This is a genomic window from Jiangella rhizosphaerae (genome assembly GCF_003579925.1).
In the GTDB taxonomy this organism is placed as follows: Bacteria; Actinomycetota; Actinomycetes; order Jiangellales; family Jiangellaceae; genus Jiangella; species Jiangella rhizosphaerae.
The window spans coordinates 1-1,236 of sequence record NZ_QUAL01000229.1 but is presented as its reverse complement, the minus strand read 5'-3'; the positions used below and the strand labels follow the sequence as shown (position 1 = coordinate 1,236).

The following is a 1,236-nucleotide window of genomic DNA, read 5'->3' as shown; positions in this document are numbered from 1 at the left end:
CGGCGCGGCCGGGGCCGGCGTCGTCGTCGCGGTCGGGCTCGGCGTCGGGCTCGGCGTCGGAGTGGGGGTCGGCGTCGCGGTGGGCGTGCGGCTGGGCGACGGTGTCGGGGTGGCGGACGGCGGCGGCGTGGCGGTCGGCGTCGGGACCGGGGTCGGCGACACCCAGTCGGTCGGCGGGGGCCGCTCGCCGCCGGAGCGGAAGCCGCACACGAACCAGTCGGTGATCTCCCGCAGGTTGCCGCCCGGGTTCGACACCGACAGGCCGGTGAACGGCGGGGAGGTGTACACCTCCCAGTCGGGCCCGCCCTTCACGCCCACGGCAGTGATCCGGTAGCGCTCGTCGCGCACCGTCACGCTGAGCCGGGTGCGGCCGTCCGACAGCGAGACGCGGATCGCGTCGCTCCCGGTGATGTCGGATCCGCCGGCGTCGTCGCAGCCCGCGCGGGCGCCCGTCGCGGCCGCCTCCTCGGCGGCCGCGGCCGGTGCGACGGCGAACAGCAGCGCCGCGGCTGCCGTGGCCGGCAGCACCCGCAGTCCCTGCACGACGCCCCCCGACGCTTGCGTTGCCCGGCCGCTGACGACAGCACGGCCCCCAGAGTTATAGCGCGACGAGCCCGAATTGTCAGTAGGTACCCCACCTGTCCTGGTCATGGCGGGAGACGATGACCGCCTTGGCAAGCCTCACCGTCGTGCAGGATCGGTCATATCGGACACGTCAGCGACGACCAGCCTTGCCAAGTCGCGGGCCGCGTGAAGGCCCGCGACACCGCCCGGACGATCTCCCCCGGGCTCCGTCAGAGGTCGGCGAACCGCAGGCCGGCCGTCGCCAGCTGGCGCAGCAGCGGCGACGGCGCCAGGCCGGGTTCGCCGACCTCGGCCTGCAGCCGCTCCAGTGTCGCCAGCGTCGCCTCGGCGCCGAGGGTGTCCAGCAGCTCGAACGGTCCCGCCGGCAGCCGGCAGCCCAGCCGCATCGCGGTGTCGACGTCGGCCGCCGAGGCGTACCCGGTCTCGAGCATCGTGACGGCGTCGTTGAGATAGGGCACCAGCAGCGCGTCGACGACGAAGCCGGCGCGGTCGGCGCAGACGACGGCCGTGAGCCCGGCGGAGGCGGCGACCTCGGCGACGGTGGCCACGGCCGGCGGCGCCGAGACGACGGTGCGGACGACTTCCGCGACGGCGCCGCCGGTCCCGGCCAGGTGCAGCCCCACGACGTCGGCCGGCCGGCCGCTGGCCGCG

1 protein-coding gene and 1 pseudogene are annotated in these 1,236 nt (G+C 76.1%); both read right to left on the bottom strand.

Going from position 1 to position 1,236, the window contains the following annotated elements; all coding sequences use genetic code 11:
* Positions 1-543, bottom strand: a pseudogene (locus tag DY240_RS22650) (hypothetical protein); the annotation flags it as partial.
* Between the two features lie 251 nt (positions 544-794).
* A partial coding sequence (locus DY240_RS22645; RefSeq protein WP_233552828.1) for a 3-hydroxyacyl-CoA dehydrogenase family protein occupies positions 795-1,236 on the bottom strand: 442 nt, incomplete at its 5' end.